Genomic DNA, 20,016 nt, shown 5'->3' with positions numbered 1-20,016 from the left:
AAATAGGGATGAATAACGAAACAACAATGAAACCCCATGGAGTCCCAATTGGAGTAAGAAGAACTATCGCTTACATAACACTTATATTCTTTTCGTTCCTCTGCCTCATTTGGTTCTACATTTTGCTTATTAACTCAACCAGATCACATTCAGAGATGACACTGGGATTCACAGTACTTCCCAGCACACATCTTCTTGATAACTGGTCAAGCCTTATAAACGGAACTATTCCTATTGCAAGAGGCTTTTTAAACAGTATTATCGTTTCAGTTTGCACAGCAGTGCTTTGTACATACTTCTCAGCTATGACTGCATATGCTATCAATACATATCAGTTCAAGGGAAGAGCTGCTATTGCAACATTTATTCTGGCAATCATGATGATTCCCGGACAGGTTACCGCCCTTGGTTTCCTGCGTTTGATCGTAAGACTTGGAATGGACGACTCAATCGTACCTCTTATCATTCCTGCAATTGCATCACCTGTTACTTACTTCTATCTGAAGCAGTACATGGAGAGTAACCTGCCTCTGTCACTGGTTGAGGCTGCAAGAATTGATGGTTCGGGAGAGTTCAGAACATTCAATACAATCATAATGCCGCTTATTAAGCCGGCTATCAGTGTACAGATGATCTTTGCTTTCGTAGGAAGCTGGAATAACTACTTCACACCGGCCCTGATTCTTCACACTGATACTAAGAAGACACTTCCTGTTATGATTGCACAGCTCCGTGGTGCTGACTGGCTCCGTTTCGATATGGGTCAGATCTACATCATGATAGCTGCATCCATCTTCCCGGTTATCGTTATCTACCTCCTTCTTTCAAGGTACATCGTAGGTGGCGTATCAGCCGGTGCAGTAAAGGGATGATAAATTAGCTATCCTCCTATTTTACTCTTTCCTTTTATAAGCGTTTTTGAAAAGCCATGGCGTTCCCCGACGTCATGGCTTTTCGCTTTGTGTAGGGGATACTCTCGCCGGAGGTCCTGTGGGCTGCCACAGCTAAATGGCTATCCTCCTCGCGGACTATTTTTGTCGGAATTCATGGCCTTCATAGAACGCTTTGCATCTTCTATGGATGATCCATGGGCAGAAGCTGCAAAGCGCCCTCTGAAGACTCATGAATTCACGAAAAAATACTACGCTGCGGGTCTAGCTATTTAGCTGTGGCAGCCCACAGGACCTCCGGCGAGAGTATTTTCCACAGCGGACGGAATTTTTGATTTCTGGATTTTCTATAGCCTAAGGCCACTTTTAGCTTCAATATATAGAAAAATCGTCTTGTGAAAATCTTTGATTCCATGATTTTCTATATCCTAAAGCGACTTTTAGACGCATATATAGAAATATGCGATTGAGAAAGATTTCAATTCCTTTGAATTTCTATACCTCAATGCCATATCTGCGTCTATATATAGAAATATCGCAAATGTAATTTTTTCCTACAAAGGTTTTCTATACCCTGAAGTTGTTCCTGTCCATATATATAGAAACATCTAATCATGAGAAATTCAGTAGAAAGATCCAATGCACATAACTATGTATGAGAAGATGTAGGATCGGCGACAGAAGATGGTTGTTCAAGATTCTCATATTTCGCTAATAAGCTTGGAACAACCAATTGAAATATGATGGATAGAGATAAAAAAGAGTGATAAACTATATTTGGAACTGTAAATAGCAAGTACTGTGAGGTTTAGATAAATGAAAGCTAACAGAGTTTTGACCATCGTATTTTCATCTGCGTTTATTGTTCTTTCCACAGTTCTTTTACCTGCGCCTAATGCACAGGTTGTAAGAGCTGAGGAGGCTACGACTATAGAGAGTGCTGCAGATGCTCAGGAAGAAAATAAGGAAGATGAGCCGGAGTTAACTGAAGAAGAGCAGGCGGCAAAAGAGGCTGAAGCAAAGAGGAAAGCGCTTCAGAATGACCCTACTCATATACATCATTTTAAGTGGGTTGCAATCATGAATGAGAGTGAATCTGCTGAGGGTACTATCAATTACATGTGTCCTGAATGCGGTAAGATATGGTACTTCAGACCTATATCTGCATACTATGCTTTCCAGGGGGATGTTGCAAGACGAATTGAGACTGCTCCTGAGAATGCAACAGTTAAGGTTAAGACATCTGTGTTTATAAATTTCAACAAACAGGTAATGCAGGCACTTGAAGAAAGACCTGACGTTTCGCTCTATGTAAGTTTTCTTGACGGGGAATACAAGGGCAATCGTGTTAGCTTTGTGATTCCTGCGGGAGAGGATACTATATCTCTTCTTGATAAGAACGGATATGCAGGATTTCTTTTCCTTGGTGGTAAATACGGCCTGACAATGGAGGAGCCGGTAGCAGATGAGGGAGCAAAAGAAACTGCTTCAGAAGAGGCTGTAACAAGCACAGAAGAGAATATGGAAAGCACGGATGCTCAATAAATAAGATATAGCGAATATGATGTTTTGGGACCATGGCAAAGGCTGTGGTCCTATTTTTGTCATAATGTACAAAGAAAAATGTATAAACTTTGAATATTTATAAACATTTCTGCTTGCCTTTAAAACTTCACTGTGATAAAATCTTTCTCATGCAGACAAATGTCCGCGATACAAAAACACTTATGGAGACATAGCAGTGCAGCAGGATACAGGATATTATGTAATCAGAAAGCAGGCGGTACCTGAGGTTTTGCTCAAGGTGGTCGAGGCCAAGAAACTCCTCGAATCCGGGAAGGTCAAGACAGCCAGTGAGGCAGCCCAGCAACTTGGAATCAGCCGCAGCTCTTTTTACAAATATAAAGAAGATATATATGAGTTCCACGACAGCCTTCAGGGTACAACACTTACCCTGACATTCCAGATGAATGATGAGGTGGGACTTCTGTCATATGTGCTCAACCTCATAGCTGAGTTTGGAGCAAACATTCTTACCATACATCAGTCCATACCACTAAACGGTGTGGCATCTATTTCAATCACCATCCAGGTTTTACCTGAAACAAGAGATATCATGGAGATGATCTCCATCATGGAAAAGACTGAAGGCGTGCACAAGGTACATATTACCGGTCGAAGTGCTACGCTTACATAAGGAGGAAGATATGGCAAAGGTAGCAGTATTAGGGTACGGTACAGTAGGAAGCGGAGTAGTTGATGTTCTTGACAACAACGCAGCCGAAATCGAAAAAAGCGCAGGGGAAAAGCTTGAACTTAAGTACATTCTTGATCTTAGAGACTTCCCCGGTGATAAGCATGAGACACAGGTCGTTCACGACATCAACATCATTCTTGACGATCCTGAGATAGAAGTTATCTGTGAGACAATGGGCGGAATTGAGCCGGCATTCTCTTTTGAAAAGAGTGCTCTCGAGAGAGGAAAGAGTGTCTGCACCTCCAACAAGGAGCTGGTTGCAGCACGCGGACCTGAGCTTGTTGAGCTTGCCAAGAAGAACGGAGCAAGCTATCTGTTTGAGGCAAGCGTAGGCGGCGGAATTCCTCTTCTTAGAACCATCAATGATTCTCTTAAGCATGAGAAGATCGATTCCATCACAGGTATCTTAAACGGAACAACCAACTACATCCTCACCAAGATGGACAAAGAGGGTGCAGGATTTGCAACAGTCCTTAAGGCAGCACAGGATAAGGGCTATGCAGAAAAGAATCCTGAGGCCGATGTGGAAGGTTACGATGCATGCCGTAAGATAGCTATCCTCTCAAGCCTTATGAGTGGAAAACACGTTAATTATGAAGATATTTACACAGAGGGAATTTCCAAGATAAGCATCGAGGACTTCGCCTATGCAAGAACCCTTGGAATGGCCATTAAGCTCCTTGGAATGTGCAAGAAGAACGAGAACGGCTTCTTTACAATAGTTGCACCGTTCCTCATCCCTTATGAGAATCCTCTTGCGAACGTAAACGGTGTATTCAATGCCATCAACGTTCACGGGAACATGGTTGGCGACGTTATGTTCTACGGCAGAGGCGCGGGTAAGAACGCTACAGCAAGTGCAGTAGTAGCTGATGTTATCGATATAATCAAACACAAGGGCAAGCACATCGACGTAAACTTAAATGCAGAGAAGGCAGTTCTTTCTCCTAAGGACAATGCAGTAAGAAAGTTCTTCGTAAGAGTTGCAGCTGAGTACAAGGAACAGGCCTTTGAGATCTTCGGACACGGTATCGAGGAAGTTACAGGCGATAACGTATATAACGAGTTTGCCTTCATTACAGATGATATTTCAGAAAAAGACTTTGATGAGAAGCTTTGGAAGTTTGACAGCGTTAAGGGTTACATCAGACTTTACTGATGAATAAATAACATAGAAGGAAGATGGAGCAATGAAAAAGGTTGTAAAATTTGGCGGAAGTTCACTGGCCAGTGCAGAGCAGTTCAAGAAGGTAGGTGACATCATTAAGTCCGATCCGGACAGAGTGTACGTAGTACCTTCAGCACCCGGCAAAAGAAATTCAAAGGACACTAAGGTAACAGATATGCTTTACAAGACCTACGCCCTGGCAGAGGCGGGCAAGGACTTTAGTAAGCAGCTTTCAGATATCAAGGCCCGCTACGATGAGATCATCAAGGGACTTAAATTAAAGCTGGATCTTTCAGGTGAGTTTAAGACCATTGAAAAGAACTTTAAGGCACAAGCAGGCAGTGACTATGCAGCCAGCAGAGGTGAGTACCTTAACGGAATCATTATGGCAGCATACCTTGGCTATGAGTTCGTTGACGCTGCTACCGTTATTTCTTTTGACAAAAACGGAGAATTCGATGCAGAGAAAACCAATAAGCTGATGGCCAAGAAACTGGAGAAGACTCCAAAGGCCGTTGTTCCCGGATTTTACGGCGCATATCCTGACGGAAGCATAAAGACCTTTTCAAGAGGCGGATCCGATATCACAGGATCCATCGTATCAAGAGCAACCAAGGCAGATGTATATGAGAACTGGACAGACGTTTCAGGATTCCTTGTTGCAGATCCCAGGATCATCGATAAGCCTCCGTACATTGAGACCATCACATACACAGAGCTCAGAGAGCTTGCATACATGGGCGCCGGCGTTCTTCATGAGGATGCGATCTTCCCAGTAAGAAAAGAGGGTATCCCGATCAATATCAGAAATACCAACCAGCCTGATGATCCGGGTACATGGATCGTTGAGTCAACAGCTAAAAAGTCCAAGTATGTCATCACCGGAATTGCCGGTAAGAAGGGCTTCTGCTGTGTAAACGTTCTTAAGGATCAGATGAACTCAGAGATCGGATTCGTAAGAAAAGTCCTTCAGGCTTTTGAAGATCAGAACATTTCCATCGAGCATGTTCCTTCTGGAATCGACACCATGACTGTATTCGTACAGCAGGACGAATTCATCGAGAAGGAGCAGGCAGTTGTATCAGAGATACACAAGCTCGCTCATCCCGACATGCTTGAGATCGAGTCAGATCTTGCTCTTATCGCAGTTGTGGGACGTGGCATGAAGTCAACACGTGGAACTGCAGGAAGAATCTTCTCTGCACTTGCTCACGCCAGCGTCAATGTCCGCATGATCGATCAGGGATCTTCAGAGCTTAACATTATTATTGGTGTTGAGAATAGGGATTTTGAGAAGGCGATTGAAGCTATTTACGATATATTTGTTTCAACAGCTCTTTGATAATAAAAGTGAGTCAGTGGGGACGTTTCAGTTTGACTCATTTTGCCAGGCAAAATGAGTCAAACTGAAACGTCCCCACTGACTCACTTTTTTACTTCATAAGATATTCAAGAAATAACTTAGCGTTATCAATTCTCTGAGAGTTTACTGCAATACCAACAATCGGAGCTTCATCAGGAAAAGCCTCGCAGCTCTTAAGTGCTGCAGAGTTATCAAGAATGATTCCAACAGGAATCGGATCATCCATATCCTCTTTAGCAACCTTCTGGTAGGTGAAATCCTCTTCGTATTTTGCAGCCATCACTGCGTATTTGTTGTTCTTGTCATATTCACCTGAAGTGATGTAAGTTGTGTACTCATCTGAGTTCAGGTAATCAATGTATCCCTGATCTACGTAGAAAACTTTATCGCCAAAACTCTCAAGTTCACTCTCGCTGTATAAAGTTCTAAGATCAATAAATGTATCCTGTGAAGCGTAGCGACCGAAGGTGTTTTCGTCTGCAACTATTGTGTCAAGTTCATGTGCTGCAAGCATTGCCATGAGCTTCTCGCTGGTGGCAACAGAAGTAGTATCTACTATAGAAGACATGAAGTTTGATGATGTATCAACTATAACTGCGTATTCTTCTGTATCAATACCTGCATATTCTGCAAAACCATCCTGAAGTATGTTTTGAGTGTCCATGCCACGGTTGTTGATAAACATAGAATATACTGCGTAAGGCTTGTTGTCCGTAACATCTCTTATGGTAATGATCACAAAGATCAGAACTACGATCGCCACAATGGTGTGTATCTTATAGTATTCCCAAAAGTAATCCCAGTGGGCTTTAAAGCCCTGACCTTTAAGCTTTTTCTGTTGTTCTTTTATTTCATCACGTACTGACATGTAAATATCCTCCTGAATTTCTTAGGACTCATTCGAGAATTTTACGTTTAATAAAGAAAACTGTCAAGTTAGCTATAAACAATAGTTTACAAATAAATAATACATTTTTTACGATAAAACAGATATAATAGAAATGATAGGTAAGAACGGTGAAAAACGCTTGAAAGATTGGGAAAAGTAAAGTAACATAATCGTTAAAATTGATATTTTTTAAGGAGGATGAGTTCTGTAATGGGTATCGATAACAATTATGTTGAGTGCCTGGTAGAGAGCAAAGCGTCACCAATGGTGAAGATTCTCAGCTTTTTATCTCTTGCTGTGGCAATTATTTTCTTTCTTTTATCAGTCATCAGTCCGTTAGGAATCATAGGTCTTATCCTGTGCATCGGTGCAGGAGTTTTGTATTATTTCCTTACTTTGAATGCAAATATCGAGTTTGAGTATCAGTACTGTGAGAGGGAGATTACAGTTGACAAGATCCTCAATAAGAGCAGACGTAAGAATGTAGCCAAGTACGACGTCAACAAGATTGAAGCTATGGCTCCGTCTCGTTCCTATCATCTCGATGAGTTTAAGAATAAAACCCTGAAGGTGGTTGATTTCTCTGCAAGACAGAAGGACCGCCAGCCTGATCCTACATATACCTTTATATATGATGGAAAAGAAAAGGTTATATTCGAACCAAATGCAGAATTTGTAACAGCTGTTAAAAACGTAGCACCTCGCAAGGTGTTTACTGACTGAAAAGAATAAGGGAGAGCGAGACAATGGGACAGATTATCGGCGAAGGAATTACTTTTGATGACGTACTTTTAGTACCGGCATATTCACAGGTTATACCTAATCAGGTAGATGTTAGCACATATCTTACCAAGAAGATCAAACTCAACATTCCTATGATGAGTGCAGGAATGGACACAGTTACAGAGCACAGAATGGCCATCGCCATGGCTAGACAGGGCGGTATCGGTATCATTCACAAGAACATGTCTATCGAGGCTCAGGCTGAGGAGGTAGACAAGGTTAAGAGATCAGAGAACGGCGTAATCACAGATCCATTTTCACTTTCTCCGGAGCACACACTGGCAGATGCCGATTCTCTCATGGCTAAGTTCAGAATTTCAGGTGTGCCTATCACAGAGGGCAAAAAGCTTGTAGGTATCATCACAAACCGTGACCTCAAGTTTGAAAAAGACTTCTCACAGAAGATAAAAGATGTAATGACCAGCGAAAACCTTGTTACAGCCAAGGAAGGCATTACACTTGAGGAAGCAAAGAGCATTCTTGCAAAGAGCAAGAAGGAGAAGCTTCCTATCGTAGATGATGACTACAATCTTGTAGGACTCATCACGATCAAGGATATTGAAAAGACCATCAAATATCCTCTTTCAGCCAAGGACGACCACGGCCGTCTTCTCTGCGGAGCAGGTGTTGGTATCTCAGCAAACTGCCTCGACAGAGTAGCAGCTCTTGTTGATGCCAAGGTTGACGTTATTGTTCTTGATTCAGCACACGGACATTCAGAGAACGTTCTTAAATGTCTTCGCATGATAAAAGAGAAATTCCCTGATCTTCAGGTTATCGCAGGAAACTGCGCTACAGCAGCTGCAACAAAAGACCTTATCGAAGCAGGAGCAGATGCTGTCAAGGTAGGTATCGGACCCGGATCTATCTGCACAACACGTGTGGTTGCAGGTATCGGTGTTCCTCAGATCACTGCAGTTATGGACTGCTACGAAATGGCTAAGCAGTATGGTATTCCGATCATCGCTGATGGTGGTATCAAGTACTCTGGCGATATTACCAAGGCTATTGCAGCAGGAGCTAACATCGTAATGATGGGTTCAATGTTTGCAGGCTGTGACGAGGCTCCCGGAGACTTCGAACTGTTCCAGGGAAGAAAATACAAGGTTTACCGTGGAATGGGATCCATCGCAGCCATGGAGAACGGATCAAAGGATCGTTATTTCCAGGAAGATGCTAAAAAGCTTGTTCCTGAGGGCGTTGAAGGACGTGTTGCCTACAAGGGAACAGTTGAAGATACAGTATTCCAGCTCATGGGCGGACTTCGTTCAGGTATGGGATATTGCGGATGCGGTACAATCGAGGAACTTAAAGAGAACGGAAGATTTATCAAGATGACCTCCGCAGCTCTTCGTGAGTCACATCCACATGATATTCAGATCACAAAAGAGGCTCCTAACTATAGCGTTGACGACAAGTAATCACCGGCGCGAGAGCAGAACTACCTTATGTTAAAAATCTAAGTGCAAGGAGAGCTTGCATGCGCGACACAAAAGCACCAGCAGAACTTATGCAGGCACAAAGCAAGGGCTCTGGCTCTAAGGAGATGGGAGCTCTTGGTCAACTTGCGCCAAAAAACAGGCAGGAACTGCAGACCTGGCAGGATATGTTCTGTGAGATGGCAGGTGTCTATGTACAGTGTCTTGACGGGGATGGCGTTCCTATTACAGAGTTCTCCGGCAATTCACACGAGATTGATATAATTCAGAAATATGTAACCCCCATAAGGATCCACAACATCTGTATGAGGGTTTCCGAGAGCGACCTTGAGGATCAGGCTGTGGAGATCACAGAGATCCCCAATCTCAGGCTCGCTGCGGTAGCGGTTGGTGGTGCTGACAGGATTGAAGCTGTCTGGATAGTCTGCGGACTCTTTACAGATGCCCAGTATGATCAGAGCTTCTATCACTATCCACCTATTGACAATTTCCAGTATCAGATTTCCGAGAGCAAATTTTATAAGACACTCAATCTGTTAAGAGAGACCTTGGACATCCTCATCAAAGTTGAGGCATCAAGGTCTAAAGCTGTTGCAATAAGTGAGGAGAGCAAGGCTCAGGAAAAGGAGATGACAAGCTCCTTCCACAGAGCAGAGATCATGACAGAGATCGTATCTCTCCTTGACAGCGACGAGGGTATAGAGGAGGTAATGGCTCAGGTCCTTTCAAGGCTTTGCAGTTATCTCCAGATTAGTAATGCCTTTACCTGCAAGATCCATCACGGAACTCTCATGGACATCATCGTTCAGTGGACACAGCCCGGAGTTCCAAAGCTCTTTTCCAATACCACTGATCAGGAGGTCTGCTGGTTCCTTGGAAGTTCCAAGGCGATAGCTATATCCAGCGACACTCAGATGAACGCCGGAGAAAGAGAACAGATTGACAACCTCGGCATCAAGGCTCTTGTGGCAATGCCCATCATGATTGGCGGAAACCCTGCCTTCTACGCGTGTCTTACCGAGAACAGGGAGAACAGAGTCTGGTCCATTGATGACATTAAGTTTATAAATGACTCCATAAGGATCCTGCAGAGTATCATAACCAAGAGACTGCAGACCAATTCGCTGGCAAGCTCTTTTGCCTCTTTGGAAGCGGTCCTTGATAACGTGGGAAGTTCAATCTACGTAAGGGATATAGGTACGGGAATCCTGCTCTTTGCCAACAGGAGTTTTAAAAAGAACTTTAGCAAGGAACTTACAGAGAACAGACTGGTTGAACTCTTTGAAGGAAATATTCCCTCAAGAAGCCACAGCGGAAACTACGAAGTACATCACAGAGACAGAGAGAAGTGGTACGACGTCTACTACACAAGGATCAAGTGGGTGGACGGAAGACCTGTTTCACTCTGCGCTATTTACGATATCACTGAAAAGAAGCTGTACCAGAAACGTATGGAGCAGCAGGCATATACAGACTTTTTGACAGGTCTTTTCAACAGAATGTGCTGCGAAAAGGACCTTGCAAAATATGTGGATGAGGCAAGAACTACCGGCAAGACCGGTGCTCTTATGTACCTTGACCTTGACGACTTTAAGCATATAAACGACAGTTTGGGCCACCAGTACGGTGATACCCTTCTTCAGGATATCTCGAAAGCCATCAGTAGGATAGAAGGAATCACGAATTCCTGCTATCGTATGGGCGGAGATGAGTTTGTAATCATAGTTCCACCTGAGAGCTATCACAGGATGGACAAGATCGTTGAGGAGATAAAGAATGCCTTCGCAACGCCATGGTATCTCAAGGACAGCGACTACTACTGCACCATGAGTATGGGTGTTGTTAAGTTCCCGGAGCACGGCGACAATGTATCCGAGCTTATCAGAAAATCAGATGTTGCCATGTACGAGGCCAAGAAGTCCGGCAAGAACAGGATCGCGGAGTACTCAGACAACATCGATTCCTCCAGCATCCACAGAATAGATCTTGAGAAGAACATGCACAAAGCCATCTCCAAGAAGGTTGATGAGTTTGAAGTTTTCTTCCAACCTGTCTTTTATAATGACAAGGCAAAGGGCAAAGGAAAGAAGAGCAAGATAAAGCACCTCGGAGCGGAGGCTCTTGTCAGATGGAACAGCGAGTCGCTTGGCTTCTTAAGCCCCGATGAATTCGTACCTCTTGCTGAGTATCTTGGACTTATCACTCCGATTGGCAACCACGTGCTCAAAAAAGCTTGCGAGTGCTGCAGGCAGTGGAACGAAACAGGAAACGGTGACTTTGCCATTAGCGTAAATGTCTCTGTTGTGCAGATCATGCAGAACGATATCCTGGATATCATAAAGAACTGCCTTGAGGAAAACAATCTAAAGCCTGAGAACCTGATCCTTGAGATCACAGAAAGGCTCGCAATAAACGACCTTGCAAGGACCAAGCAGACCATCCTTGATATAAAGGATATGGGAATAAGACTTGCCCTTGATGATTTCGGAACAGGCTATTCTGCTCTTTCCAGCATAAGAGCTCTGCCTTTTGACATAATCAAGGTTGACAGAGAGTTTGTAAAAAATTTAGAGAAGGATGAATACTCTAAGGCATTTGTCCGTTCAATGGTTGATATGGGAAAATCCATCGGCGCAGATATCTGCATCGAAGGTGTTGAGACCAAAGAGCAGATGGAGATCCTTGAGAGCATGGGCGTTACTTACATTCAGGGCTATTACTATGATAAGCCACTGCGCCGTGCAGCCTTTGAGGAAAAGTATGTGTATAACCGGTAGGTTTATGCTACAATAGAATGTAAACATTTTTATAGAAAGTTGGTTTAATAAAGTAAATGGCAGATGAAGTAATTACAAAAGTAAACGAAAATCCTGAGGAAGAAAGCGGCTCAGGCAGGAACTTTATAGAAAGAGCCATCGACAAGGATCTCGCGGAAGGCGTGTACGATCACGTAGTAACCCGTTTCCCGCCCGAACCCAATGGCTTTTTGCACATCGGTCACGCCAAGAGTATACTTCTCAACTACGGAATGGCCAAGGAGTATAACGGCAAGTTCAACATGAGATTCGATGATACCAATCCTACCAAGGAGAAATCCGAGTTCATGGATGCCATCATCGAGGATGTTAAGTGGCTTGGTGCAGATTACGAGGACAGACTTTTTTATGCATCCGATTATTTTGATGAGATGTATGAAGATGCTGTCAAGCTCATCAAGAAGGGTAAGGCTTATATCTCAGAGCTCACAGCAGATGAGATCAGAGAATACAGAGGAACACTCACAGAGCCCGGCAAGAACGATCCCGGAAGAGACAGAAGCGTAGAGGAGAACCTTCGCCTCTTTGAAGAGATGAAGAGTGGCAAGGTTGCTGACGGAGCTATGACTCTTCGTGCCAAGATCGATATGGCATCACCTAACATCAACATGAGAGATCCTATCATCTACCGTGTTGCTCACATGTCACACGCAAGATGCGGAGATAAGTGGTGCATCTATCCTATGTACGACTTTGCTCATCCTATCGAGGATGCCATCGAGGGTATCACACATTCACTCTGCACACTGGAGTTTGAGGACCACAGACCTCTTTACGACTGGGTTAAGACAGAGTGCGAATACAAGAATCCTCCACGTCAGATTGAGTTCGCCAAGATGTACCTCAACAACGTGGTTACAGGAAAGAGATATATCAAGAAGCTTGTAGAGGACGGAATTGTTGACGGATGGGATGATCCAAGACTTGTTACCATCGCATCACTCCGCAGAAGAGGCTTTACACCCGAGTCAATCAAGATGTTCGTTGATATGTGCGGAATCAGTAAGGCACAGGCGACAGCAGAGTATGCAATGCTCGAGTACTGCATCAGAGAGGACTTAAAGCTCAAGGCAAAGAGAATGCAGGCAGTTCTTGATCCTGTTAAGCTCATCATCGACAACTATCCTGAGGGCGAGACAGAGTACCTTGATATCGAGAACAACAAGGAAGTTCCTGAGATGGGAAGCCGTAAGATCCCATTCGGAAAAGAGCTTTGGATAGAGAGAGAAGACTTCATGGAGGAGCCTCCAAAGAAGTACTTCAGACTGTTCCCGGGCAACGAAGTAAGACTTATGAACGCTTACTTTGTTACATGTACAGGCTTTGAGAAGGATGAGAATGGCAATATCACAGAAATTCACTGTACATATGATCCTGCAACCAAGGGCGGAGACAGCCCGGACGGCAGAAAGGTAAAGGGAACAATCCACTGGGTAGCTGCCAAGGAGGCACTTACCGCAGAGGTAAGACTTTACGAGAACATCATTGATGAGGAGAAGGGTGTTTACAACGAGGAAGACGGATCTCTTAATCTTAACCCCAATTCCATCAAGGTCATTAAGAATGCTAAACTTGAGCCGGAGCTTGCAAACGCCAAGGCTTTTGAGAAATTCCAGTTTGTCAGAAACGGATTTTTCTGTGTGGATTGCAAGGACTCAAAAGAGGGAGCACCGGTATTTAACAGAATAGTTTCACTTAAGAGTTCATTCGTGCTACCTAAAAACTAACTTTTAAGGAGAGGTGTAGGTATGGGCATATTTTCCGGATTTGAAAAACTTGGGCTTGGCAATATCGAAGGAGAAGCACTTTTTGAGGATCCCAGAAAAAAGGAGACGGTAGTCAAAAAGGAAGAACCCAAGAAAAAACTTCAGCTGGTGAACGAAGAGGATTATCTCTTTGATAAAAAATATAAATGCCCGGTCTGTGATTCTGATTTTGAAGCAAGGACCGTAAGAACAGGTAAGGTCAAAATTAAGAACGTGGATATAGATCTTAGACCTGACTATGAGGAGCTTGATCAGAACAAATATGATGTAATTGCCTGCCCTGCTTGCGGATATGCTGCTCTTGGCAGATACTTCCCGAACCTCACCAAGTACCAGATTGATGACATCAGAGTTAAGATCTGTATGAACTATAAGCACGAGCCCTGCAAAGATCCTGTCTACACCTATGAGTATGCCAAGAGGCTCTACCAGCTATGCCTGGCAAACGCTGTGGTCAAGAAGGCCAAGAACAGTGAAAAGGCATATATCTGCTTGAAATCAGCCTGGGTTATCAGAGGAGAGACCCAGAGACTTGACCCTAACGATGACGATTACGAGACCAGGAAGGCAGAGAATGATGCTCAGGAAAAAGAGCTTCTGGTAAATGCCCTTAACGGTTTTGCAATGGCCAGACAGACAGAGGAATTCCCCATTGCAGGAATGGATGCCACAACACTTGACTATTTGATGGCTGCCCTGGCTGTTGAGACGGGCCAGAGAGATATGGCATCCAAGATGATAGGCGAGATTCTCACATCAAGGGTTGCCAACAGCAGGATTAAGGACAAGGCAAGAGTACTCAAGGAAATGCTGATGGAAAAAGAATAAATATAAGCAAAATAAAAATCCCTTACAGATCACTCTGTAAGGGATTTATTCATGTTCATAATAATTATTTATCCTCGTCGTCGAAGAATTCTTCTGACTCTTCAGGATCCTCTTTAGCCTCAGCCTCAGCTTCTGGCTCTTTCTCAGGCTCTGCAGGAGCCTCTTCAGAATCGGAATCTGATGCGGACTTTGTGATATCAACATATTTACGTGAACCGAACTTTGAGTCTGAGCTTGTATCCTCGTCATCATCAAAGTCGTCGAAATCGTCGAAATCATCGTCATCAAAACTGTCTGCGATTTCCTCTTCTCTCTTGCTGAGATAGTAATATGCTCCGGCTGCAGCAGCTCCGGCAGCGGCACAGAATAAAACGAACTTACCGAATGCGTTGTTCTTGGACATTTTTAGCTCCCCTCCTATTTCAAACGGTTATTTAAATTTTAATACAATTTGTTTTTAAATAAAAGACCTGAGTATTAAAATTTGATAAATAACGAAAAATCGTTTGATGTGATTTTTTATAAATGGTAAACTAGTTTTAGACTGATTTAGTCAATTCGCTCGGAATGAGGATATTCCATGAACGACAGGTTTTGGGAGTTAAAAAAAGAAAAGCAGGACAGAATGATAAATTCAGCTCTAAAGGTCTTTTCCCAGTATGGCTACAAACATGCCAGCACGGATGAGATCGTAAAAGGAGCGGGGATCAGCAAGGGGCTTTTGTTCCACTACTTTGAGAGCAAGATAGGACTCTATGCCTTTTTGTATGACTATGCAACAAGGTTTGTGACACTGGAGCTAACAGCCAATGTGGAAAAGAGTGAGAACAGATATTTCGAACTCTACAAACAGATCCTCTCTGCCAAGGCAAATTCAATGTCCCAGTATCCTTTCATATTTCTTTTCCTGAACAAAGCAGATGAAGAAACTGATATTGAAGCTGTCTCGGTTATTAGTGAGAGACGTGAGAAATATCAGAGGATAATGCACGCCCTGAGGGAGAGGGCGGATATTACCACCTTTATACCGGGGATCGATTTCGAAAAAGTTGGGGTGATACTTGATTACACAATAGACGGGCTTATACAGAAATCCGTACTATCAGAGAACTTCAGGGCTGACTTCTTTTTGGAGGAGGCCACAGAATATGTTGATATGATGCAGACTATGACATCATAAGAACAAGGAGGGTTATATGAGCAAGTTCTTAGTAGCAGGTGTTACACAGATTGAGACCATCGTAAGAGTTGATAAGATTCCTGTGAGCTATGCTCCTCTTACCAGTGCCACCGACTCCATTTTTACAGCCATGGGCGGCGATGCATACAACGAGTCTCTGGCGCTGAAGTGGCTCGGAGACGACGTTTGCTTCATGTCCATTGTGGGAAGAAATCAGGACCTTAGCCTGATAAATCCGCACGATCGCAAGATCACTCTTTCAACCCAGTACATAATCCCTCAGATGAAGGCTACACCTACTGAGGTTGTTCTCTATGACAAGGACAGAAAACAGCAGATCTTTGAGGATATCAAGGACCTTAGAGACAATGTTTATGATATGTCCATGGTGCCACCTATTGCAGAGGAATGCGATATGATGGTGCTTGCCAATGCCAATTTCTGCAGACCGTTTGCCAAGGTGGCTTCAGAGCACAATAAGCCGGTTGCAGTTAATATCAGAAACTATAATCCCGAGAAGGAGAAGTACAACACCGACTTCCTAAAACCCGCGAAGATTCTGTACTTTAGTGATGATACGCTGACCGAGGATCCGTACGAGTTCATCGACCGTATTTCCGGGACCTACGGAACAGAGATCATCATTCTCGGACAGGGCAGTGAGGGACTTATTCTCTTTGACAAGACAAAAGACCTAAGGGTTCACTACAACACAGTTAAGACCAATGAGGTTGTAAATACCATAGGTGCAGGAAATGCGCTGTTTGCATGCTTCCTTCACTACTATATGGAGACAGGTGACAGTGTAAATGCCATCAAAAATGCACTTCTTTTTGCATCCTACAAGATCGGATACATGGGAACCTCAAACGGATTCATGACACCGGATCAGCTTGATCAGTGGAGGAACCTCATTTGGGGCATCAAGAAAAGTGCTTTTGAAGAGAATCAGAATTAATAGAAATTTTCTTGATAAAGTTTCAAAAAATGTGGTAAAGTAGAGCTATGGAAACGTTACCGGTAACGGTAAAATTTCCGTAGCTCATTTAAACTAATTACAGGTTTTACGCAAAAGGAGAGGGTAGATATGGCAAAGGCAAACAGTAAATCAGGCAGAAAATGCGGAGTATTACTTCCTATTTTCTCGCTGTCTTCCGAGTACGGAATCGGAACTTTTTCTAAGGAGGCTTATGAATTTGTGGATTTCCTTAAGGAGGCCGGACAGAGCTACTGGCAGATCCTTCCTTTAGGTCCCACAAGCTATGGCGATTCGCCGTATCAGTCTTTTTCAACATTTGCGGGAAATCCTTATTTTATCGATATAACTACACTTATTGAACAAGGTCTTTTGACAAAAAAAGATGCTGACAAGTGCGACTTCGGTGGATCTGAGGAGTACATCGACTATGAGAAGATGTACAAATCAAGGTTTGTGCTGCTTAAGAAAGCCTACGAGAACATGGGTAAGGCTAAAAATGCAGACAAACTCAAAAAAGACTTTGAGACATTCAAGAAAAAACGCGACAATGACTGGCTTGCTGACTATTCTCTTTTCATGGCGCTCAAGAATGACTATGACGGAAGAGCATGGAATACCTGGGAGGAGGGAATACGCCTCAGGAAGCCTGCAGCTATGAAACAGGCCAAGGAGAAGTATGCAGGGGAGATTGACTTCTACTGCTTCCTTCAGTTCCTGTTTTCTGAGCAGTGGCTGGCTCTTAAGAAGTATGCCAACGACAACGGAATTGAGATCATTGGAGATATCCCGATCTATGTTGCTTTTGACAGTGCTGATACCTGGGCTAATCCGGAGCTTTTCCAGCTGGATAAAAAGAATACTCCCATTGATGTTGCCGGTTGTCCCCCCGATGCATTTTCTGCTACAGGCCAGCTCTGGGGAAATCCTCTTTATAAGTGGGACTACCATGAGAAGACAGGCTACAAGTGGTGGATGAAGAGAATTGCTCACTGCTACAAGCTTTACGATGTTGTAAGAATCGACCACTTCCGCGGATTTGATGAGTATTATGCAATTCCTTACGGTGATCCTACAGCTGAGTTCGGTGAGTGGAGAAAGGGCCCGGGCTACAAGCTCTTTGAAACCATGAAGAAAGAGCTCGGAGATAAGAAGGTAATTGCTGAGGATCTTGGATTCCTTACACCTTCTGTTATCAAGCTTGTTAAAAAGACAGGCTATCCCGGAATGAAGATTCTGCAGTTTGCTTTTGATTCAAGGGAAGAGAGCGATTATCTTCCTCACAACTATACCAATAACTGCATCGTTTATACCGGAACTCACGACAACGACACCACCAGAAGCTGGTTTGACAAGCTTCCGAGAGATGACAAGAAATTTGCCAAGGAATATCTTGGAATCAAGACAGGCAAGGATGCTGTTTGGGCTACAATAAGAGCAAGCTTTGCAAGTGTGTCGGATACTGTTATAATTCCTATGCAGGATTATCTTGAACTTCCTGGTTATGCAAGAATCAATACTCCTTCAACCCTCGGTGGAAACTGGGTTTGGAGAATGAAGAAGGATGCACTCTCACCTGAGCTTTGCGCTAAGATGCATGACTTTGCAAGGATTTACAGAAGACTTTCCAAATAATAAATTGGCAGGTTAATGTTTAATGTCAGAAATTACAATTGTAGAAATAGCCAGAAGATGCGGTGTTGGTGTCAGCACCGTATCAAGGGCTATAAATAATCATTCGGATATCAATCCCGAAACCAAAAAGAGAATAATGGAGGTTATCAGGGAAACCGGATACATCCCCAACAACAGTGCCAGGAACCTTAAGAGAACGGATGCCAAGTGTATCGCAGTTCTTGTAAGGGGAATCACCAATCCTTTCTTTGCTCCTATGATCGAGGTAGTTGAGAAGGAAGTTGAGGAGAGAAAGTATGCTCTGGTAATGAGACACGTTGAATCTCACGAGGACGAAGTTGACGTGGCGCTTGAGCTTGAGAAAGAAAAGCGTCTTCGCGGAATCATCTTTATGGGCGGAGCAGCCAAGCACTCAGCTGAGAAGATCAAGCAGCTCAGCGTCCCTGTTGTGTTTGCAACCATCGGCTCCGATATCGCAGATGACCTCAGCAGAAACGAGTACTCAACAGTCTCTGTTGATGATGAGAAAGAGAGCTTTAAGGTCGTTGAATATCTCATCGGTCTTGGACACAAGAAGATTGCGATCCTGACCGAGGGAAGCGATACACCTTCAATCGTTAAGCTCCGTCTTAAGGGATATCTCGGCGCTCTTGAAAAGCACGGGATTAAGCCTGACGAGAAGCTCATCAGATACGTTGACCGAAGAATTTATACATTCAGTAACGGATACGATACTACCAAGGCACTTATTGAATCGGGAGAGAAGTTTACTGCACTGTACTGCATTTCAGATGTGCTGGCAGTAGGAGCTCTCAGAGCCCTGGCAGATTCAGGGATCAAGGTTCCCGAGGATGTAAGCGTTGTCGGATACGACGGACAGGAGATCGCAGAGTACTGCGTACCGAGACTTACCACACTCAGGCAGCCCATGGTAGATATTTCCAAGGAAGCGATGAAGCTTCTGTTCAGTATCATCGACAAGGAATCCGGACACAAGCACATCGTGTTCCCGGGTGAGCTGATAATAGGTGAATCAACAAGGAAGATAAAGTGATGGATAAACTGGAATATGAAGGCTATGTCGGAACTGTCAATTATGATGAAAAGTGTGACTATTATACAGGAGAGGTGAAGATAGACGATCGTATATACACCTATGAAGGTGATACTCTGGAGGAACTTCAGGAGGACTTCGAGGATATCATTGATTCCATTATCGCATTTGATGAGATGGATGATATAGATGAGGAAGAGGAATAATCGTAAGAGGTTGGGAAAACTTGCGATGAATTTAATAGCAGCTGCCTTCCCCTGCCAAGGGGATTGTAGCATAAAACGCCGGGCCGTCAAGGACAAGCTAAAGTGCGCTAAAAAGCAGCGCATCCTTGACCGCCCGGCGTTTTATGCATTTAGGTCACTAAGGGGGAAGGCAGGAGGAGTGAAGGCGAAGGGGATTGTCTTTACCAGGCGCAGAGGCAGGAGCTACGGTATCGCATTTAGAATGCGTTCCGGTCTGAGTAATTCTTGTGCAAATTTAGCTCGGCGTGGAGGTATCCGGCGAGGTGTAGGCAGGGGAGAGCGCTGATTACGGGAGATGTTACTGTCCTGGCGGAAGAATTGAAATTATACCGTAATGAAAAATGGGGTGATTGGGAAATGCTACTGTCCTGGAGGAAAAATTGAATATATACCGTAATGAAAATCAGGCTGATCAATGAAGTACTACTGTCCCAGAGCAAAAACTTCAAAAATACCGTAATGAAAAACAGGTTGTTGCGAGAAGTCTTACTGTCCTGATGAAAAAATTGAATTTATACCGTAATGAAAAATGTAAAATGGACCCTAGAAAGTGGACACGTCATTAAACAGTTTAGGCAGTATTTTTGCAGCAGATTCAAGACGTGGACACGAAATGGGCAGTAAAAAAATATACTTTCCTGGAAATATCTATTACATTTCCGATATGTGGACACAGATTAGGCTGTCTTTGCTGATATAATGAGCAAAGGGGGAATCTGTATGAATC

17 protein-coding genes are annotated in these 20,016 nt (G+C 43.7%); 15 read left to right on the top strand and 2 right to left on the bottom strand.

All coding sequences use genetic code 11. The annotated features are described in order from the left end of the window. Positions 1-8: 8 nt before the first annotated feature. From G632_RS0112420 to G632_RS0112400, 5 genes are all read left to right on the top strand, one after another. Entirely contained in the window at positions 9-872 is an 864-nt protein-coding gene (locus tag G632_RS0112420; protein ID WP_022765070.1) for a carbohydrate ABC transporter permease, read from the top strand. 834 nt (positions 873-1,706) lie between these two features. Further along, a complete protein-coding gene (locus tag G632_RS0112415) occupies positions 1,707-2,435 on the top strand; it encodes a hypothetical protein (protein ID WP_022769594.1) in 729 nt (242 codons plus the stop codon). Positions 2,436-2,631: 196 nt separating this feature from the next. Next, on the top strand, positions 2,632-3,087 hold the full coding sequence (locus G632_RS0112410; protein WP_022769593.1) for an ACT domain-containing protein: 456 nt from the start codon (positions 2,632-2,634) through the stop codon (positions 3,085-3,087). A 10-nt stretch (positions 3,088-3,097) separates the two neighbouring features. Beyond that, positions 3,098-4,306, top strand: a complete 1,209-nt coding sequence (locus tag G632_RS0112405) for a homoserine dehydrogenase (protein ID WP_026512568.1) — start codon at positions 3,098-3,100, stop codon at positions 4,304-4,306. Between the two features lie 31 nt (positions 4,307-4,337). Continuing rightward, positions 4,338-5,657 (top strand): aspartate kinase, encoded by a 1,320-nt coding sequence (locus tag G632_RS0112400; protein WP_022769590.1) that lies wholly within the window; start codon positions 4,338-4,340, stop codon positions 5,655-5,657. Positions 5,658-5,748: 91 nt separating this feature from the next. On the opposite strand, the gene G632_RS0112395 is transcribed toward G632_RS0112400, so the two are convergent. Next, positions 5,749-6,546, bottom strand: coding sequence for a hypothetical protein (locus G632_RS0112395; RefSeq protein WP_022769585.1), 798 nt, complete (start codon positions 6,544-6,546; stop codon positions 5,749-5,751). Between the two features lie 219 nt (positions 6,547-6,765). Here G632_RS0112395 and G632_RS0112390 point away from each other — a divergent pair, with 219 nt between their 5' ends. From G632_RS0112390 to G632_RS0112370, 5 genes are read left to right on the top strand one after another with little or no spacing between them, the layout of a single operon-like run. Next, positions 6,766-7,290, top strand: a complete 525-nt coding sequence (locus tag G632_RS0112390) for a DUF6106 family protein (RefSeq protein ID WP_026512567.1) — start codon at positions 6,766-6,768, stop codon at positions 7,288-7,290. Positions 7,291-7,313: 23 nt separating this feature from the next. Next, complete coding sequence (gene guaB / locus G632_RS0112385; protein ID WP_022769582.1) at positions 7,314-8,771, top strand: IMP dehydrogenase; 1,458 nt, start codon at positions 7,314-7,316, stop codon at positions 8,769-8,771. 59 nt (positions 8,772-8,830) lie between these two features. After that, entirely contained in the window at positions 8,831-11,566 is a 2,736-nt protein-coding gene (locus G632_RS0112380; RefSeq protein WP_022769581.1) for a putative bifunctional diguanylate cyclase/phosphodiesterase, read from the top strand. A 56-nt stretch (positions 11,567-11,622) separates the two neighbouring features. Next, positions 11,623-13,332 carry a glutamine--tRNA ligase/YqeY domain fusion protein gene (locus G632_RS0112375; RefSeq protein WP_022769580.1) on the top strand — a complete coding sequence of 570 codons (1,710 nt, stop codon included), beginning with the start codon at positions 11,623-11,625 and terminating at the stop codon, positions 13,330-13,332. A gap of 21 nt (positions 13,333-13,353) precedes the next feature. After that, entirely contained in the window at positions 13,354-14,199 is an 846-nt protein-coding gene (locus tag G632_RS0112370; RefSeq protein WP_022769578.1) for a DUF2225 domain-containing protein, read from the top strand. A gap of 64 nt (positions 14,200-14,263) precedes the next feature. On the opposite strand, the gene G632_RS19980 is transcribed toward G632_RS0112370, so the two are convergent. Then, positions 14,264-14,602, bottom strand: a complete 339-nt coding sequence (locus tag G632_RS19980) for a hypothetical protein (protein ID WP_022769577.1) — start codon at positions 14,600-14,602, stop codon at positions 14,264-14,266. A 177-nt stretch (positions 14,603-14,779) separates the two neighbouring features. On the opposite strand from G632_RS19980, the gene G632_RS21325 reads away from it, so the two are divergent. The 5 genes from G632_RS21325 (at position 14,780) to G632_RS19970 (ending at position 19,250) form a co-directional block, all read left to right on the top strand. Then, positions 14,780-15,379: a TetR/AcrR family transcriptional regulator gene (locus G632_RS21325; protein ID WP_022769576.1), complete on the top strand. Its 600-nt coding sequence runs from the start codon at positions 14,780-14,782 to the stop codon at positions 15,377-15,379. A gap of 16 nt (positions 15,380-15,395) precedes the next feature. Next, on the top strand, positions 15,396-16,337 hold the full coding sequence (locus G632_RS0112355; protein ID WP_022769574.1) for a carbohydrate kinase family protein: 942 nt from the start codon (positions 15,396-15,398) through the stop codon (positions 16,335-16,337). 129 nt (positions 16,338-16,466) lie between these two features. Continuing rightward, positions 16,467-17,990, top strand: a complete 1,524-nt coding sequence (malQ, locus tag G632_RS0112350; protein ID WP_022769573.1) for a 4-alpha-glucanotransferase — start codon at positions 16,467-16,469, stop codon at positions 17,988-17,990. A gap of 22 nt (positions 17,991-18,012) precedes the next feature. After that, entirely contained in the window at positions 18,013-19,044 is a 1,032-nt protein-coding gene (locus G632_RS0112345; protein ID WP_022769572.1) for a LacI family DNA-binding transcriptional regulator, read from the top strand. Beyond that, positions 19,044-19,250, top strand: a complete 207-nt coding sequence (locus G632_RS19970; protein ID WP_022769570.1) for a hypothetical protein — start codon at positions 19,044-19,046, stop codon at positions 19,248-19,250. The genes G632_RS0112345 and G632_RS19970 overlap by 1 nt, the downstream gene beginning before the upstream one ends. Positions 19,251-20,016: the final 766 nt, after the last annotated feature.

It is taken from the genome of Butyrivibrio sp. NC2007 (assembly GCF_000421405.1).
Classification (GTDB): Bacteria; Bacillota; Clostridia; order Lachnospirales; family Lachnospiraceae; genus Butyrivibrio.
Note: the sequence above shows the minus strand (reverse complement) of the source record. Positions and strands in the feature narration are given on the sequence as shown.